This window comes from Bradyrhizobium sp. R2.2-H (assembly GCF_004346455.1).
GTDB lineage: Bacteria > Pseudomonadota > Alphaproteobacteria > Rhizobiales > Xanthobacteraceae > Bradyrhizobium > Bradyrhizobium diversitatis.
In genome coordinates, this window is the sequence record NZ_SMBR01000002.1 from 263,511 (window position 1) to 276,477 (window position 12,967).

The 12,967-nt window shown below is 63.7% G+C and carries 13 protein-coding genes; 11 read left to right on the plus strand and 2 right to left on the minus strand.

What is annotated here, in order from left to right; translation table 11 throughout:
- The first annotated feature begins 189 nt into the window (after positions 1-189).
- The 4 genes from EDE08_RS05290 to EDE08_RS05305 all read left to right on the plus strand — a co-directional run bounded on the left by EDE08_RS05290 (position 190) and on the right by EDE08_RS05305 (position 3,301).
- Positions 190-402: a hypothetical protein gene (locus tag EDE08_RS05290; RefSeq protein ID WP_131867855.1), complete on the plus strand. Its 213-nt coding sequence runs from the start codon at positions 190-192 to the stop codon at positions 400-402.
- A gap of 284 nt (positions 403-686) precedes the next feature.
- The gene (locus EDE08_RS05295) at positions 687-1,895 is read left to right on the plus strand and encodes a polysaccharide biosynthesis/export family protein (protein ID WP_245524706.1); all 1,209 of its coding nucleotides are present in this window, start codon (positions 687-689) and stop codon (positions 1,893-1,895) included.
- A gap of 159 nt (positions 1,896-2,054) precedes the next feature.
- Entirely contained in the window at positions 2,055-2,474 is a 420-nt protein-coding gene (locus EDE08_RS38985) for a hypothetical protein (RefSeq protein WP_245524707.1), read from the plus strand.
- Positions 2,474-3,301 carry a lytic transglycosylase domain-containing protein gene (locus EDE08_RS05305; protein ID WP_131867857.1) on the plus strand — a complete coding sequence of 276 codons (828 nt, stop codon included), beginning with the start codon at positions 2,474-2,476 and terminating at the stop codon, positions 3,299-3,301. Before EDE08_RS38985 ends, EDE08_RS05305 begins: the two co-directional genes overlap by 1 nt.
- 51 nt (positions 3,302-3,352) lie before the next feature.
- Here EDE08_RS05305 and EDE08_RS05310 read toward each other — a convergent pair whose 3' ends face one another.
- On the minus strand, positions 3,353-3,670 hold the full coding sequence (locus EDE08_RS05310) for a FecR/PupR family sigma factor regulator (RefSeq protein ID WP_131867859.1): 318 nt from the start codon (positions 3,668-3,670) through the stop codon (positions 3,353-3,355).
- The gene (locus tag EDE08_RS05315) at positions 3,567-4,226 is read right to left on the minus strand and encodes an RNA polymerase sigma factor (RefSeq protein WP_131867861.1); all 660 of its coding nucleotides are present in this window, start codon (positions 4,224-4,226) and stop codon (positions 3,567-3,569) included. The genes EDE08_RS05310 and EDE08_RS05315 overlap by 104 nt, the downstream gene beginning before the upstream one ends.
- 298 nt (positions 4,227-4,524) lie before the next feature.
- Between EDE08_RS05315 and EDE08_RS05320 the strand changes: the two genes are divergently transcribed.
- The 7 genes from EDE08_RS05320 to EDE08_RS05350 are packed head-to-tail and all read left to right on the plus strand — an operon-like array spanning position 4,525 to position 12,919.
- Positions 4,525-6,336 (plus strand): ShlB/FhaC/HecB family hemolysin secretion/activation protein, encoded by a 1,812-nt coding sequence (locus EDE08_RS05320; RefSeq protein WP_245524708.1) that lies wholly within the window; start codon positions 4,525-4,527, stop codon positions 6,334-6,336.
- A 54-nt stretch (positions 6,337-6,390) separates the two neighbouring features.
- Entirely contained in the window at positions 6,391-8,268 is a 1,878-nt protein-coding gene (locus EDE08_RS05325; RefSeq protein WP_245524709.1) for a DUF2341 domain-containing protein, read from the plus strand.
- A 4-nt stretch (positions 8,269-8,272) separates the two neighbouring features.
- Positions 8,273-8,677 (plus strand): ExbD/TolR family protein, encoded by a 405-nt coding sequence (locus EDE08_RS05330; RefSeq protein ID WP_061029534.1) that lies wholly within the window; start codon positions 8,273-8,275, stop codon positions 8,675-8,677.
- A 6-nt stretch (positions 8,678-8,683) separates the two neighbouring features.
- On the plus strand, positions 8,684-9,397 hold the full coding sequence (locus tag EDE08_RS05335; protein WP_131867865.1) for an energy transducer TonB family protein: 714 nt from the start codon (positions 8,684-8,686) through the stop codon (positions 9,395-9,397).
- 41 nt (positions 9,398-9,438) lie between these two features.
- Entirely contained in the window at positions 9,439-11,301 is a 1,863-nt protein-coding gene (locus EDE08_RS05340) for a putative porin (protein ID WP_131867867.1), read from the plus strand.
- A gap of 2 nt (positions 11,302-11,303) precedes the next feature.
- Positions 11,304-11,897, plus strand: coding sequence for a hypothetical protein (locus tag EDE08_RS05345; RefSeq protein ID WP_131867869.1), 594 nt, complete (start codon positions 11,304-11,306; stop codon positions 11,895-11,897).
- Positions 11,894-12,919: a peptidylprolyl isomerase gene (locus tag EDE08_RS05350; protein WP_131867871.1), complete on the plus strand. Its 1,026-nt coding sequence runs from the start codon at positions 11,894-11,896 to the stop codon at positions 12,917-12,919. Before EDE08_RS05345 ends, EDE08_RS05350 begins: the two co-directional genes overlap by 4 nt.
- Positions 12,920-12,967 lie beyond the last annotated feature (48 nt).

Below are 12,967 nucleotides of genomic sequence, written 5' to 3' on the forward strand. Positions count from 1 at the left end.
CCGAATGAAAAGCTTCGGCTGCTTCACTAACCGCCGAATCCGGAAGCTGACGTCTCGTTTAAATATCGGTCACAGCAACGATAAGAAACATACCTAAAAGATCGGCAACAACTTCGTGAGAGGACAGTGGGCTGCTGTCCCGACGATATTCCAACGTTGTCTTTCTGATTTTGTGTTTTGGGGGCTGAAATGCGTGCGACACATCCGATTGAACAAGTCTGCCCGGAGTCCGCGCTGAAAAAGGCGAATGCCAAGGTTTTCGATCTCGGCTTTCGGCAGGACGAAAGCGGCCGTCTGCGCCGGATCAAGGACCTCAAGCACGAAAACGCGCTGTTGATACGCATGGTCTCCGAGACGCAGATCGAGATCGCACGTCTGCGAGATCTGCTGGAATCGACCTGACGCGTTCGCCGTTCGCTGCGGCGGCGAAGTCTATGCTGTAAGCCCAATCCAATCATCACGCTCGCCTCGGCGGTCCGGGGGGAAACTCTGCGCCCTGCAGTCAGGGTCGCGCCGACCCTGACATGGTCCTTGGCTGCCTCACGAATAGCATTGCCCGGACCATTTTTTCGCGGGTGCCCTCCGCGCGTCGTCTATCAAGCAGGACGATCCTCCGCATTCCCAAGTGGTGCGGCGTCCTGACGGTCCGTCCTGCCCAACATCAGCTTGGTGTGAAACGAAGAGTCATGCGGTTTTGGAAGATCGTGTCGATCGCATGTGGCTTGATCGCCTCGGCTGGTTTGGGTGGCTGCGGCTTCATACCAATGGCGGGGCCGACCAGTCTCGACGTGAGGAGCGAGAACACCAAGACTCTTCCCTTCGCGATGGTGCAACTCAATCCGGATGTCGTGCAGTTGCTCGAGAAATACGAGCCCAACGGACTACCTGGAGTCCTGACCGACGCCCGTCCACCCTCGAGCATCAAGTACGGCATCGGCGATATCATCAGCGTCACCATCTTCGAAGCGTCGGCCGGCGGGCTTTACGTACCGCTGGAGGCGGGCGTGCGCCCCGGCAATTTCGTCAATCTGCCCGACCAGGCCGTCGACAATGATGGTAATCTCACGGTGCCCTACGCCGGCCGCATTCGCGCCGCGGGCCGCACCAACGTGCAGGTCCAGGAGGACATCCTGGCTCAGATCAGGAGACGCGCGATCGATCCGCAGGTCGTCGTCACCTCCAGTCAGCAGCGCTCCTCGCTCGTCAGCGTATTCGGCGAGGTGAGGACGCCGGTACGTTTCCCGATGCCATCGGTCGGCGCGCAGGACCGCATCACCGACGCGATCACGCGTGCCGGTGGCATCAGCGGTGCCGGGTGGGAAACCTGGGTCGTGCTGGAGCGCAATGGCAAGCGGGCTACGGTCCCGTTCGGCAATCTCGTCTATTTCCCCGAAAGCAACATCTTCGTGCAGCCGGGTGATCGCATCTATCTTTACCGCGAGCCGATGAAGTTCATCGCGTTCGGCGCAACCGGACAGCAGGGCGAGTTCAATTTCGACGCCTGGCGGATTAACCTCACGCAGGCTGTCGCCAAGGCTCGTGGGCTGTTCGACCTCCAGGCCGATCCGGCTTCGGTCTTCCTCTATCGCCGTGAACCGCGGGATGTCGCGGAGCGGCTGGGTATCGACTGCTCGAAGTTCGACGGCGATACGGTCCCGATCGTGTTCAACGTCAATTTTCAGGATCCGGCCGGCTATTTCATCGCCACAAAGATGACGATGCGTCCGTTCGACGTGCTTTATGCCGCCAACGCGCCTCAGGTCGACGCGACCAAGGTTCTCAACTTCATCAACACCACGCTCGTGACGGCTCAAAGCGGCGTGAGCCTCGTCAACAACATCCGCTTCCCGGGGGCGACGACGTCGACGACGACGATCACAACCAGCGGTCCGTGAGCGTCGAAGGGTGACGATATTCCCAGTTCATATCCGGTGGCTTGACGTCCCGTCGGCAGATGTTACTCGTCACGTCGGGCTGCGTTCTCGTCGGTTTCTTATGTTACGGGACGCTTCCGGCACGGCAGGACGTCATGCCGGCGAGCAGGGGAGAGCGGTATGAGCCGGGCTTCGCACGGACGTGGATGGTTGGCCGGGCAGACTTTCGCTGCCGGCCTGTTTGCGATCGCCGGTACCGGCGCCGCGCAGTCGCCCGGTCCCGGGCCGATCGATTTGGCGCCGCCGCCGCGGCAGGGCACCATCATCGGCGGTCAGCCCGGGCCCAGCTTCGAGCGCTGCCTTGACGTGCAGATCGGGAACGAGAACGCGTTCGGATGTCTCAACCAGAAGCTCAGGCGCGAAGTGGACAAGGTGAACCCGTCGCTCAACCTGCCGCCCATCGATGCGCGCTCGCTGGACGTGCGCGTCGGCAATGTGAACGAGGCAGCCGTACGTCAACAGTATGGCGCGAACTACGGCCGCTCGGCCATACCCTACCGGCCCCCGAGCTTTCCCACCAACGTTCTGCCGCGGCGGTAATGTCGGCACATCACGGACGGCTTCATGATCGTTGCGGGCGGCCGCTTCTATGGCTGCTGGCCACCGTCTTTTTGTTGCTGTTGCCGGAGCGGGCGCGTTCCCAGGAGCATGTCGTCGGCGGAGGCGTCAAGGCCGATGCAGTCGCCGAGGCCGCGGATGGCGATGACGAGGTGGCGCCGCTGGAGCTCGAACGTTTCGCCCCGCGTCCGCTCACTGCCGCCGATTTTCCCCCGGCCAACCCGCTGCTCGGCGTGTCCGCCTATCGCACCAGCGCGATTTTCGGTCGCGATTGGCGCGCCGGCCGTGCCGAATACCGGCCGTTGATCGAGCGTGAGTCGCTGGCCTTCGGCCTGCCGCCGGCCTTGGTCGATGCCGTGATGGCGGTGGAGAGCCGCTACAATCCGGGCGTGGTCGGTATGGACGGCGAGGTCGGCCTGATGCAGGTAATGCTGCCCACGGCCCGGATGATGGGGTTCGCTGGCACGCCCGCCGAACTGGCGACGCCGGAGATCAACGTGCATTACGGGGTGCGCTATCTGGCCGGCGCCTGGCGCCGCGCCAACGGGGATCTTTGTACCGCGGCGATGAAATACCGTGCCGGCCACGGAGAGACGCGGTTCTCTCATCTATCGGTCGAATATTGCACGCGGGTCCGCGCACACCTTGCAGCGAACGGGATTCCCGTCACCGGCTCCGTGCCGCAGCCAACGTTCGGCCGCCCGCCGGGCGGCGGGGGATCTCGCGCGCGCGTGCAGACGGCTGGCGGCACGATCGATCTCGCTGCACTGAACACCCGCCTGCGCGGCGCGGTGGAACGCAAGCCTTGATTTATAAAGGTTGACTTGGCGGCGTGGACGGCGGCCGATCGACTGGCCGCTTCACGAGCGGGACTTGCCGGCGGGAGCCCGCCGGCGGCGGGGCACCGGCGTCGGCCGGCCGCCCGCGAGCGCTTGGCCGATGGCGCGCCAGCATTTCACCGCATCGCGGAATGCATGTTCGTGAGCAGGGCTTCGCCCGCGCCAGTCGATCAGTTGCTCTGCATCGCCGACCGTAGCCTCACCCGACTTCAGCCGCAGGATAAAGGACAGGGCTTCACGAGTTAAGGGATCTAAGTGATCGACCTGTTGGCTTCGCTTCGTCACGGTCCAGAGCTTTCCCGCATCCGCCGGCCGTGAGCGGATGCTCGCGATCGACATATCTCTGTACGTATGACGAAGCTGGACGTTGAAAACCGAATTTGACTCGGGTGGGACGCTTGAGGCGATCGGCGCAGTGTTCGACCGCCTGTTTGAGGTCAGTTTCGACTGTGCGGACCGTGACACCGAGCAGTGTCGCAATCTCGCGGTTGGGCATGCCATCGATACGTGAAAGCATCAGCACGCGCCTGCGTCGCTCCGGCAGCTCGGCGATTGCACGCTTGAGGAGATCGATCTCGGATCGATCCTCGATCACGCGCGCGGCGTCGGGTCGGTCGTCGGGAATGTCGAGCAGGGCATCGACCTCGCCGGAGGTGAGACGGCGCTTCTCGGCGCGACGGCGGTCGGCGGCGATGTTGAGCGCGATGCGAAACAGGTACGCTTTGGGGCTGCGCACCTGGCCGAGCTCGCGCATCTTGTCCAGGCGGAGATAGGTTTCGTTGAGAGCTTCTGAAGCGAGGTCCGGCGAGCCGAGCCGCCGGGTCAGCCGTCGATCAAAGTCCACGTACTCCGCCAGCAGAAGAGTCCGCAAGCTGCTGATGCTGTCGATGGTCATGCTACGCCCCCACTCACTCAGTCTCATTTGACGGCGGGACGGTAATTAGACCGCACAACGACAATGTGACGAAATGTTAGTGGGTACCAATCTCGTCTTGTTGGTTGAGTTATGTTGCACGAAATCATCAGGAGCGTCGATGAACGAGCTGCGAGAAAATTTTCGCTGCTGCGCAGAGCGCAGCGTCTATCGGATAAGGCCTTCCAGACCGTGCGTTTCGGTCGGCTCGGGCTGTCCGAACAATGCCGGCAAACCGTGTGCGAACGGGACGCAGTGCGACAATGATATCGAGGCGTAGGTGAATTTGTGTGATGTGTATCATAACGGTGTGTATCGTCTTGCGCCGTGGCTGCCGCGCGATATCCGGGCCGGCGCCGCCGGTGCGTCGCGCCAATTCCTTTGCGGTTTAATCATCTGCGCGATCTGCACGACGAAGGCGGCCGCAGCGAAATCCGAGACAAATGCCGCCGATCCAGGCGCAAAGCCCGCTGCCGCCGCGCCTGCAAGCGCAAAGCCCGGCAACGGTGCATCGAAGAAGCGTGAAGCCGTTCGGGATGCGGCTCCCCCCAAGCCCGCGGCGCCGGAAGTGCGCTTCGATATCGACGAATATCGCGTCGAGGGGGCGGATAGTTTGCCGCAGATCGAGATCGAGGCGGCAGTCTACCCCTTTTTAGGTCCCAACAAGACCGCGGAGGAGGTCGAGAAGGCCCGCGCGGCAGTCGAGAAGGCTTATCATGACAAGGGCCTCCAGACCGTCGCTGTCTCGGTCCCGCAGCAGGATGCGCAACGCGGCTTCGTCGTGCTCAAGGTCGCCGAAAATCGCGTCGGACGGTTGCGGGTCAAAGGATCACGTTATTTCGATCTCGCGAATATCAAGGGCAGCGCGCCTTCGCTTAAGGAAGGAACCCTGCCGAACTTCCAGGCGGTAACGAAGGACATCGTTGCGCTCAACCGATGGCCGGACCGCCGCGTGACACCGGCGCTGCGGGCCGGCGTCACGCCCGGGACGATCGACGTGGATCTCAACGTCGAGGATACGTTTCCGCTTCACGGCAGTGCCGAGCTCAACAACCGGCAAAGTCCAAGCACCACGGCGCTGCGATCCAGCGTATCGCTCCGTTACGACAATCTATGGCAGCTCGGCCACTCCATGACGTGGAGCTTCCAGTGGGCGCCGCTCAATCCGAAGGATGCGATGGTGATCTCCGGTTCGTATCTGGCCCGGACGGAGATCGACTGGCTTAACGTGCTCGTCTATGGCCTCAAATCGGACAGCTCGGTTGCAACCGTCGGCGGTGCGAACGTCGTCGGTCCGGGGCAGGTGGTTGGCGGCCGCGCCGTGCTGACCTTGCCCGGCAAGGGCGAGCTCTTCCACACCTTGTCAATCGGCATCGACTACAAGGAGTTCCAGCAGACATTGCGACTCGGCACTGATAGCTTCGACTCTCCGGTGACTTACGCGCCGCTCGTCGCGAGCTATGGCGCGAGCTGGCAGGCCGAGGGACGGCTGACGCAGCTCAATGCCGTCATTACCGCCGGCTTGCGAGGCATCGGCAGCAGCCCGGAAGAGTTCGACGCCAAGCGCTACAAGGCGACGGCCAGCTTTGCGCACCTGCATGCCGACATATCCCACACCCAAGAGCTGGCCGAGGGCTTCCAGCTTTACGCCAAGCTGCAGGGGCAAGCCGCTGATCAGCCGCTGGTGTCCAGCGAACAGCTGAGCTTGGGCGGACAGGACACGGTGCGCGGATATCTGGAGTCCGAGGTGCTCGGCGATTATGGCGTGGCGGGAACGGTTGAAATCCGCAGCCCGAACCTTGCGCCCTACATGGCGCAGAACCTGCCGAACCCGATCGGTGATCCCATCAAGTTCAACGCGTTCGACGACTGGCGCTTCTTTGCATTCGCCGACGCCGGTCACGCGCGCATCCACGAGCCCCTCGTCGACCAGCAATCGCACTTCGACCTTGCGAGCTACGGGGTCGGAATGCGGATGAAGACACTTCGCTACTTCAACAGCATCGTATTCGTCGGCGTGCCGCTGACCAACCAGCAGGTCACGGTCGCCAATTATCCACGGTTCGGCTTTCGACTCTGGGGGGAATTCTAGATGTCGCTCCTTCGCTTCGGATCACCTCCCCGATTTCGCCTGAGTGCGCCGTTGATGCTCGCTCTGCTGCTTCTTGCAGCGCTGTGGCCGAGTTCGGCGTCGGCGTGGTGGAACGAGCAGTGGACGCTGCGCAAGAAGATCACCGTCGACACCGGTCCCTCCGGCGCCGGCATCAGCGATGCGATCGGCCCGGCTCCGGTGCTGGTCCGTCTTCACGTTGGCAATTTCCGCTTCGGCGCGGCAAAGGAGGACGGCGGCGATCTCCGCTTCGTGGCCGCCGACGACAAGACGCCGCTCAAGCATCACGTCGAGAAGTACGATTCGCTGCTCGGCGAGGCGCTGGTCTGGGTCGGCGTTCCCGACCTGAAGCCGGGCGCCAAGAACGACATCTGGCTCTACTACGGCAATCAGAAGGCCCCTGCTGCGGTCGACGCAAAGGGTACCTATGATCCCGACACGCTGCTTGTCTACCATTTCAACGATCGCTCGACGCCGGCGCAGGACGTCACGGCCTGGGCGAACACCGCGCAAAATGCGGTCCCCGCCGCGGACGGCGCCATCATCGGCCAGGGCGCCCGCCTCGATGGGCAGACCGCGCTGATGCTGCCTGGCTCACCCTCGCTGGTGGTCGCCGAAAACGGTGAACTCACTTGGTCGCTGTGGGTCAAGATGACCGCACCGCAACCCGGCGCCGTGGTGTTCTCACGCAGCGAAGGCGCGAACGGGCTCACCGTCGGGTTGGACAACGGCGTCGCCTTTGTGGAAGTCACGAATGGCGGCAACGTTCAGCGCAGCGCCGGCGGCGCGGCGATCTCGGCCGGCACTTGGCACCAGATCGCCTTCACCGCGAAGGCCGCCCAGATCACGCTCTACGTCGACGGCAATCAGGCCGCGCCGCTCGCCGCCGGTCTTCCCACCATGACGGGCCCGGCGCAACTCGGTCGTGCCGCATCAGCAGTTGCCCCCCCTGCAGATGCGGCCGCCCCTGCCGCCGATGCCGCTGCGCCCGCAGCCGTACCAGACGGCGCTGCCGCGGGCTTTGTCGGCGATATCGACGAATTCCAGATCGCCAAGGTCGCGCGTCCGCCCGGCTTCATCAAGCTCGGCGCGATCGGGCAGGGCCCCGACCAGGCCAAGCTGATCGCTTTCAGTGTGGATGAGGAGAACGCGGGCTGGTTCAGCGGCGGCTATTTCGGCGTGCTCCTGCGCGCGGTGACGCTCGACGGCTGGATCGTCATCGGTCTGCTCGCAATCATGGCATTCGTCAGCTGGTACGTCATGGTGGACCGCGTCTCATATCTGAGCCGCGTCTCAGCCGGCAACACCATCTTCCTCAAGCATTTTCGGGAGACGTCGACCGACATCGGCGGGCTGCTTCAGCTGGACACCCAGGAGAACGATCCGGGCTTCGGCGGCGAGCTCGGCAAGAAGCAGCGCAAGGCGGTCCATGCCTCGCCACTCTACCGTTTGTTCGCAGCCGGCGCACAGGAAATCCGGCGGCGCTTTGCGGGCGGTGGCTATCGCCGGTTGTCGCCGCAGGCGATCCAGTCGATCCGCGCCGTGCTCGACAGCGGCTTCGTAAGGGAGAGCCAGCGCCTCAATCGGTTGATGGTGATGCTGACCATCGCGATCTCCGGCGGCCCATTCCTCGGCCTGCTCGGCACCGTCGTCGGCGTCATGATCACCTTCGCGGCGATCGCGGCCTCGGGTGACGTCAACGTCAACGCCATCGCGCCCGGCATCGCTGCGGCGCTGGTGGCGACCGTCGCCGGCCTCGGCGTCGCGATTCCCTCGCTGTTCGCCTACAACTATCTGACGATCCGCATCAAGGACGCCTCGAGCGAGATGCAGGTCTTCGTCGACGAGTTCATCACGCGGATTGCGGAATCCTACGAGATTCCGGACGAGCCGGTGAAGCAGGCGGCGGAGTAGATCGATGCAAGTCCAGTCCGAAAGCAAGCCGTACGACGACATCAACATCACCCCGATGCTCGATCTCGCCTACGTGCTGCTGGTGATCTTCATCATCATGACCACGGCGACCGTGCAGGGCATGAAGGTGAACCTGCCGAAGGCGAGCGCGGCGCCGTCGCTGGCCCAGCAGACCACAAAGGCGATCACGGTCGCCAGCGACGGCAAGCTGTTCCTCGACACGATCCCGGTGACTCTGCCCGAGCTCGAGCAGCGCCTGGTGCAGCAACGTGCGCTGACGCCTGAGTTTCCCATCGTCGTGCGCGGCGACAGCCAGACGCCTTACCAGAACGTCGTCGACGTGCTCGACCTGCTCGGCCGCCTCAACTTCAGCCAGGTCGGCATGGCGACCAAGCCGTCGGCGCGATGAGACGGGATGATGGCGTGGGACGACGACAGCAACGAGGACGGCGGTCCGGCATGGCGGCGCTATCTGCTGCTCGGCGGTTCGGCTCTGGTCGTGATTGCGCTGACCGTCGGCGTCGTCGTCATGGTGATGAGTGGCGACAAGGACCCGCCGCGCAAGGTCAACGAGCTTCAGGTGACGATGGTGCTTCCACCGCCGCCTCCGCCACCACCGCCTCCGCCCGAGCAGCAGCCGGAACAGCAGCCCGAGCAGAAGGTGATGGAGCAGACGCCCATCAAGGATGTCGTCGAGGAGAAGCCGGTCGACATTCCCAAGGACGCGCCGCCCGACGCCGGACCGGATCCGACGCCGGGCCCGCCGGACCTTGGTCTCGGCAACGGACCGGGCAGCGGGGGGCTTGCGCAGGGCAAGGGCCGCGGCGGGGGAGGCGGGGGCAACAGCCGCTTCGGCTGGTATGCGAGCATCGTGCAGTCGCAAATGGAGGCCGCGCTCCAGGCCAACGAGAAGACCCGGTACGCCTCGATGCAGGCGGTGATCCGGGTCTGGCTCGACAGCTCGGGCAAGGTCAGCCGCGTTCAGCTCTCGCCCTCGACGGGCGACGGCGCGCTGGACGCGACGATCCGCGATCAGGTGATCGGCGGCATGCGCATGCGAGAGCCGCCGCCGAGGGACATGCCGATGCCGATCATCACCCGCATCACGGCGCGCAGCCGGGCAGGGTGATGTCGAGCGACTATGAGTGAGTTGAGAGGAGAGGTGACGTCATGTGGCGTGAACTGAAAACGCGAGAGCTGGCCACGACGGCCCTGATGCTGGTCGCATGCGCAGCCCCCGCGGCGGCGCAGGACGACAGTCCGGCGCAAGGCAAGCGCCCGACAGTCTCGCGGGCCGCACCGCCGTCGTCGAACGCCACGGTCAACCTGATCAATCTCCTGGTGAAACAGGGCACGCTCAGCGAGGAGCAGGCGGCCGCCCTGATCAAGCAGGCCGATGACGAAGCCTATGTCGCCCGCCAGGCGACGCGCGATGCCGCGGCCAAGGCCGACAGCGCCGAGAAGAAGGCGACCGGTGCGGCGGACGCCGTCTCGCCGCCCGGCACCAAGCGCGTGACCTACGTCCCCGAGATCGTGCGCAAGCAGCTGCGCGAGGAGATCCGGGCCGAAGTGATGGACCGCGCGCACAAGGAGGGCTGGGCCTCGCCGGGTGCGTTGCCGGAATGGATTTCACGCATTCGCTGGTATGGCGATGTGCGCATACGTCAAGAGAGCGATTTCTTCCCGACGGGCAATGCGGTTGGCTATTTCCCAAACTTCAATGCCATCAATACCGGCAATCCATTTGACGTCAGTAATATCAGCAATCCAAACACCTATCCATCCTACAACGCGGATCAGGACCGGCACCGCCAGCGCCTTCGGGCGCGCATCGGCCTGGAGGCCCAACTTTTCGACGGATTCTCGAGCGGAATTCGGATCGCTACAGGCGAAAACAGTGGTCCAGTCTCGTTCAACCAAACGATGGGAGGCTCAGGAGGCAACTTCAGCAAGTATGCAATCTGGTTGGATCGTGCCTACATCAAGTATAGCCCGACCAACGATATGACATTCAGCGCCGGTCGCTTTGACAACCCGTTCTTTACTGCGACAGACTTGGTCTATCATCGTGATCTCGGCTTTGATGGCTTTGCGGCCCAGGGCCGTTATGAAGTCATGCCCGGTGTCACGCCGTTCGTAGTGGCGGGCGCATTTCCGATCTACAATACTGCCTTTGATGTCGGCGCTCAGGTCGGCTCGGATGGGAGCTCGGCGACCTTCTCGAAGCTGCCGAGCCGAGACAAATGGATGTTCGGCGCCCAGGTCGGCGGTAACTTCCGACCAGACCCTGAAATCGAACTCACCGTGGGTGCGGCCTTCTACGACTTCACAAACGTCCAGGGAAAAATCTCGAGCAATTGCTACGTCTACACCGTTCAAGACCTATGCGACACGGACTTGACCCGTCCGTCGTTTGCGCAGAAGGGCAACACCTATATTCCCCTGCGATCGATCGTTCCAACCGCGTTCAATGACTTGGGAACGCAATTCCTCTATCAGTACTTTGGGCTTGCATCAGCGTTCCAGAATGTCGACCTGAGTGCGCGACTTGATCTGGGACATTTTAACCCGATCCATATCATCATCGATGGCGAGTATGTTAGAAACGTCGCCTGGAATCGCGATGATATCGCAATGAAGCTGGCTGGGGCCGGAACGATCCTGCCTAGCAACGGCCTGATCCCTCTTGGCGCGATCGCCCCTTGCCCCGGTCTTCCCTGCACCCAGCAATATGCCGGCGGAAATCAGGGCTGGCTCGCGCGGCTTTCGGTCGGCCACCGTGAGTTGAAGCAGCTCTGGGACTGGAACGCTTACGTCGGCTATAAGTATCTCGAGTCCGACGCCGTCCTGGATGCGTTCGCAGACTCTGATTTTGGTCTCGGCGGCACTAACCTGAAAGGCTACTTCATCGGAGGGAACGTGGCGCTGTCATCCAATGTATGGCTCACAACCCGGTGGATGAGCGCAAACCAGATTGCGGGCGCGCCTTACGCAGTTGACATCTTCCAGTTCGATCTCAATGCAAGGTTCTGACGATGCGGCTTCTGCATTCTCCGCTCATCCTTCTTTTGGTAGCGGTTGCCGGGACGGCCGCCCACGCCGATCAGGAATCCGATCGTCTCCGCGAGGCGCTGCGCAGCGCCACTGCGCAGGCGCGCACGGCCGAGGACCAGCGCGCCGCGGTGCAGGCGAAGCTGACCGCGGCCGAGCAAGAGCGGGATCGTCTACGCAAGCAGAACGAAGCCTACCGTGCCCAGGTCAAGGAAGCCGAGCAGGCCTATCGCCAGGCCGTCAAGGACTTCAACGAGCGCATCGCCGAGCGCGACGATTCGCTGGAGAAGTGGAAGGCGGCCTACGGCGAAGCGGCCAGCGTCGCGCGCACCAAGGATGCCGAGCGTGCCAAGTTCGAGGGCGAGGCGACGACCTGGAAGGCGAGCGCCAAGGCCTGCGAAGCCAAGAACGTCACACTGGTCAAAATCGCCGACGACGTCGTCAAGCAATATGAGCGGATGGATCCGCTGGAGAAGGTGCTCGACCGCGATCCCGTGTTCGGGCTGAAGCGCGTCGAACACCAGAACGCCGCGCAGGATTTCCGCGACAAGATCATCGAGCAGAAGGCCAAGCCATGACCGTCTCCAACTCCGCGCTGCTTGCCGCCGCGTTCCTGACGACCGTGTCGTCCATGTCGATGGCGCAGGCACAGACGCAAACACGCAATCCGCCGCCCGCCGCACAGCGCGCAGCACCTGCGCCCCTTCCTGCGCCGCCGGCACAACCGACGGCGCAAGACAACGCCGTGGTGAAGGGCGGCGAGGTCATCGCCCGGGTCGGCGACAGCGAGGTCACTGCCGAGGAGGTTCGTGCCACCATCCAGATGCTGGACGCCCGCCAGCAGGCGACGATGGCCCGCGATCCGGCGCTGCTCAATCAGACCGTGCGCGCCCTCCTGGCCAACCGCCTGGTGCTGAAGGAAGCGACGGCGAAGAAGTGGGACCATCAGCCGAGCGTGGTGACACAGCTTGCGCGGGCCCGTGACGGTCTCATCGTCGAAACTTATCTGCAATCGGTCACGGCGGTAGGCGACCAATATCCGAGCGAGGCCGAGATCAAGAGCGTCTACGAGACCAACGCCAGCGCGTTCCTGGTCCCGCGCCGCTTCCGGCTGGCTCAGATCGTCGTCAATCTCGCGAAGGATGCTGACAAGGGCGCGGAAGATGCCGCGCGGCGGAAACTGGACGACATCATGCGCAAGGTGAAGCAGCCCGGCGCGGACTTCGGTGCGCTCGCCCGCGCCTTGTCGGAGGATACGGCAACCGCGGGGCGGGAAGGGGAGATCGGCTGGGTTGCCGAGCCCGATCTGCGCACCGAAATCCGCGCGCAGGTCACGGGCCTGCCCAAATCAGGGATTGGTGATCCGATCCGCCTCGAGGACGGCTGGCACGTTCTCAAGCTGGTCGACACCGAGGCCTCGCACACGCGGCCGCTCCCTGACGTGAGAGACGCTCTGGTGCAGCGCATGCGGGCCGAGCGCGTCGAGGCGAACCGCCGCGCCTATGTGGCGGAGCTCCTGAAGCAGACCCCGCCCGTCGTGAACGAGATCGCCCTGTCCCGTCTGCTCGAACCCAAGCCCGACGCCGCGCCGTCGCGCTGAGCGCCCGTATGACGTTGCGATGACAGCGCAGCGGCCGATCCGGTGCGG

Coding starts and splice junctions, on each gene's coding strand:
- EDE08_RS05345 (WP_131867869.1), top strand. CDS start 11,304: ATGCGGCTTCTGCATTCTCCGCTCATCCTTCTTTTGGTAGCGGTTGCC.
- EDE08_RS05330 (WP_061029534.1), top strand. CDS start 8,273: ATGCAAGTCCAGTCCGAAAGCAAGCCGTACGACGACATCAACATCACC.
- EDE08_RS05290 (WP_131867855.1), top strand. CDS start 190: ATGCGTGCGACACATCCGATTGAACAAGTCTGCCCGGAGTCCGCGCTG.
- EDE08_RS05325 (WP_245524709.1), top strand. CDS start 6,391: ATGCTCGCTCTGCTGCTTCTTGCAGCGCTGTGGCCGAGTTCGGCGTCG.
- EDE08_RS05340 (WP_131867867.1), top strand. CDS start 9,439: ATGTGGCGTGAACTGAAAACGCGAGAGCTGGCCACGACGGCCCTGATG.
- EDE08_RS05295 (WP_245524706.1), top strand. CDS start 687: ATGCGGTTTTGGAAGATCGTGTCGATCGCATGTGGCTTGATCGCCTCG.
- EDE08_RS05350 (WP_131867871.1), top strand. CDS start 11,894: ATGACCGTCTCCAACTCCGCGCTGCTTGCCGCCGCGTTCCTGACGACC.
- EDE08_RS05310 (WP_131867859.1), bottom strand. CDS start 3,670: ATGTCGATCGCGAGCATCCGCTCACGGCCGGCGGATGCGGGAAAGCTC.
- EDE08_RS05335 (WP_131867865.1), top strand. CDS start 8,684: ATGATGGCGTGGGACGACGACAGCAACGAGGACGGCGGTCCGGCATGG.
- EDE08_RS05305 (WP_131867857.1), top strand. CDS start 2,474: ATGTCGGCACATCACGGACGGCTTCATGATCGTTGCGGGCGGCCGCTT.
- EDE08_RS38985 (WP_245524707.1), top strand. CDS start 2,055: ATGAGCCGGGCTTCGCACGGACGTGGATGGTTGGCCGGGCAGACTTTC.
- EDE08_RS05315 (WP_131867861.1), bottom strand. CDS start 4,226: ATGACCATCGACAGCATCAGCAGCTTGCGGACTCTTCTGCTGGCGGAG.